Origin of the sequence: Synechocystis salina LEGE 00031 (genome assembly GCF_015207985.1) — a bacterium.
Lineage (GTDB): Bacteria > Cyanobacteriota > Cyanobacteriia > Cyanobacteriales > Microcystaceae > Synechocystis > Synechocystis salina.
Genome location: NZ_JADEVV010000101.1, coordinates 1 through 3,171, shown reverse-complemented (window position 1 = coordinate 3,171; position 3,171 = coordinate 1). Strand labels below are relative to the sequence as shown.

Here is a 3,171-nt window from a genome sequence, read left to right as displayed (position 1 = left end):
GTTCGGGGCGCTTTCGAGTCGCTTTCGCTCTCAACCGCGCATTTATCAATATACTCACCTTCCCAGGAAAAGTCAACACCTTTTCTCAAATCTTTTTTCCACATTCACTCAATCCCCCTCCTCATCTGCCTTTGGGCTTCTAAAACCTTCTCCAACTCTTCCCTCCCGACATTGTTTCTCTCTCTTCTCTGACTTGTGCGCTTCCGTTTAGCTCCTCCATCCGATAATGGGGGAGTTGTTTCTGCGAGTTTGGATCAATGGAAAGTTATACTTCTGCTCCTTTGCGAGTTGGCATTCTGGGTTTTGGCGGTTTAGGGCAAGCGGCGGCTAGGCTTTTAGCTCCTAAACGGGAAATGGTATTGGTGGCGATCGCCGATCGCCATGGATATCTTTGTGATGCCGATGGTGTTGATGTGGATAATGCGGTGCAGGCCTATGCTCAACAGGGTTCCGTGGGGAAGGCCAATAAGGGACAAATGAGTGAGCAAAGCATTGAAGATTTAATTGGCCAGGGGGAGGTGGATGGTTACTTCCTGGCGTTGCCCAATCTGCCCAATACTTTCATGGCGGATGTGACTAGGCAATTTATCGCCTCCGGCTGGCAGGGGGTATTGGTGGATGCCCTAAAACGCACCAGTGCAGTGGAGCAGTTATTGACATTACGGCATGATTTAGTCCAGGCAGGCATCACTTATATGACCGGTTGTGGAGCGACCCCCGGTTTACTGACGGCGGCGGCGGCGGTGGCGGCCCAAAGTTTCCAAGAAATTCACCAGGTCAAAATCACTTTTGGGGTTGGTATTGCTAATTGGGAGGCTTATCGGGCCACCATTCGAGAGGATATTGCCCATATGCCTGGGTACAATGTTGATAAAGCCCAGGCTATGAGTGATGAAGAAGTTGCGGCTCTGTTGGATCAAACCAATGGCATTTTGGCTTTGGAGGATATGGAACACGCTGACGACATCATGTTGGAATTGGCGGGCATCTGTCACCGGGATCAGGTAACGGTGGGGGGCGTGGTGGATACCCGTAATCCGAAAAAGCCGTTGAGTACCCATGTGAAAATTACCGGCAGAACCTTTGAAGGAAAACTTTCTAGCCATACCTTTACCCTTGGGGATGAAACTAGCATGGCGGCCAATGTTTGTGGCCCGGCCTTTGGTTATTTGAAAGCGGGCTATGAGTTACACCGTCAGGGTTTAATGGGGCTATTTACGGCGGCGGATGTGATGCCCAAATTTGTGCGTTAATCTATCAACGTTGTTCAATCGGTTCAGGTGAATCACCTATGATTAGACCAATTTCCCTGGGCTTGGGAAAAATAGCGGGACTGGCGATCGCCTCGGGGCTGGTTTTAACCCAGTCCTATGGGAGTTATGGTCCAAAAATGTCCGTTGCGGGAGCGGGGCAATTGCCGGGGGGAGTGCTGTTTTTCAGTAGTCCTCCCCAGTTGATGGATAGTGCCACTACTTTTAATGCCGTTTCCATTCCGGCGGCGAAGTATTATTTCACCATTTCCCTGCCGGAACAGGCCGGGGAACCCCTCGACAGAGTTGTTTTTCAACAGCAACCCAACCCAGATCCGATTAATTTTTACCCGGATCAAAGCTTTGCTTTCTTTGGCGATCGTCGCCATCGGGGGGCACAAGTTGCCCTGGAGTCGGTGGAATGGGACAGAAGTACGGGAAAAATCACTGTAACGTTTGCCCAAGCCATCTCCCCCGGAGAAATTGTCACCATTGGTCTGAAGCCCTGGAAGAATCCCGATGTACCGGGAGTTTACCAATTTCGAGTTTTTGCTCTACCACCGGGGGACAATTCCCAGGCAATGGATTTGGGAGTAGCCCGTTTTCAGTTTTATCGGGGTGGAACTTGGTAGCCGGGATATTGCCAGTCAAGTATTCACAAATTGAGTGTGAATTTTATTTTAGGTCTGCCAACTGAATGCGGGGATCGGTGAATTTCAGCAATAGATCGGCTAGAAGATTACCGAGAATGAGGAGAGTTGCCCCCATCATTAAACTACCCATCACTAGATAGAGATCCTGGGCAGTGACGGCCTGGAGAATTAACCGACCTAGGCCAGGCCAATTGAAGAAAAATTCGGCGATGAAAGCGCCACTAAGCAAACTGGCAAATTCAAAGCCCAGAATGGTGATTAGGGGATTGATGGCATTACGGAGGGCGTGGACGTAGATAACCCGATTTTCCGGCAGACCCTTAGCCCTGGCAGTTTGAATATAGTCCTGGCGTAACACATCCAGTAGTTGACCCCGCATCAACCTTTGTAACCCCGCAAAACTGGTGATACTTAAAGCGAGGGTAGGTAAAATCATGTGCCAAGCCACATCCCACACTTTATGGGGCCAAGAAAATTCGGCAAAATCAATGCTGGTCATGTCTCCCACCGGTAACAGAGGCGAAACGGATTGGGCAAGGAATAGTAACAGTAGAGCGGTGATAAAGCTGGGAAATCCTTGGCCGATGTAGCTGATTACCCGTAGACTCCGGTCTATCAAGGTATTTTGCTGTACGGCCCCCACAATGCCCAACGGAATGGCGATCGCCCAGGTGAGAATGATAGATGTTATGGCCAGTAGCAGGGTAGCGGGAATCCGTTCTATTAGTAGGGAAGCAACGGAACGGTTATAGACAAAGCTTTCACCAAAATTGAAACGGGTAAGCACTTGGGTCAGCCAGCGCCAATATTGCACATACCAAGGTTGATCCAAGCCGAATTGGACCTTGAGTTGTTGGATGGTTTCTGGGGAGATTTTCGGATTTTGCTGGAGGGTATCGAGATAACTGCCGGGGGCTAGCTGAATAATGGTAAAGCTTAATAGAGATGCTAGTAGTAAGGTAATCAACCCTTCTATCAACCGCTGGACAACATAGGCAAAGTCGTCATTTTGAAGCCAACGGAGGGAATTACGCATAGATTAATTAGCTAAAAATTACTGGGGGAACCACTATTGGGGGATTTATCCTAGCCAATATACCTTAACGGTTTCCTCCTGGGAGATGGCGAGGGAGTGTCAAGAAATTTGTGTAAAGGGGAAATTAGAAAAGAAAAGAATTAGGGTGTTCAATAGCAAAACAAGCAAGAGCCGCCTTCCAATGCTGGATGGGCATAGTCCATTTGCGGCAAATACGTTGCAAAGCCAGGTA

Annotated in this window: 3 protein-coding genes; 2 read left to right on the top strand and 1 reads right to left on the bottom strand. The window is 49.1% G+C overall.

Annotated features, from left to right (window positions below):
- Window positions 1-257 precede the first annotated feature (257 nt).
- On the top strand, window positions 258-1,253 hold the full coding sequence (gene bioU, locus IQ217_RS18620) for a (S)-8-amino-7-oxononanoate synthase BioU (RefSeq protein ID WP_194021402.1): 996 nt from the start codon (window positions 258-260) through the stop codon (window positions 1,251-1,253).
- A gap of 38 nt (window positions 1,254-1,291) precedes the next feature.
- Window positions 1,292-1,882 carry a DUF2808 domain-containing protein gene (locus IQ217_RS18615; protein ID WP_194021400.1) on the top strand — a complete coding sequence of 197 codons (591 nt, stop codon included), beginning with the start codon at window positions 1,292-1,294 and terminating at the stop codon, window positions 1,880-1,882.
- Between the two features lie 43 nt (window positions 1,883-1,925).
- Here the strand turns inward: IQ217_RS18615 and IQ217_RS18610 are convergent, their stop codons facing one another.
- Complete coding sequence (locus IQ217_RS18610; RefSeq protein ID WP_194021398.1) at window positions 1,926-2,939, bottom strand: ABC transporter permease; 1,014 nt, start codon at window positions 2,937-2,939, stop codon at window positions 1,926-1,928.
- Window positions 2,940-3,171: the final 232 nt, after the last annotated feature.

What these genes read in the sequence shown, in the direction of transcription:
- bioU (WP_194021402.1), top strand. Translation starts at nt 258, where the DNA reads ATGGAAAGTTATACTTCTGCTCCTTTGCGAGTTGGCATTCTGGGTTTT.
- IQ217_RS18615 (WP_194021400.1), top strand. Translation starts at nt 1,292, where the DNA reads ATGATTAGACCAATTTCCCTGGGCTTGGGAAAAATAGCGGGACTGGCG.
- IQ217_RS18610 (WP_194021398.1), bottom strand. Translation starts at nt 2,939, where the DNA reads ATGCGTAATTCCCTCCGTTGGCTTCAAAATGACGACTTTGCCTATGTT.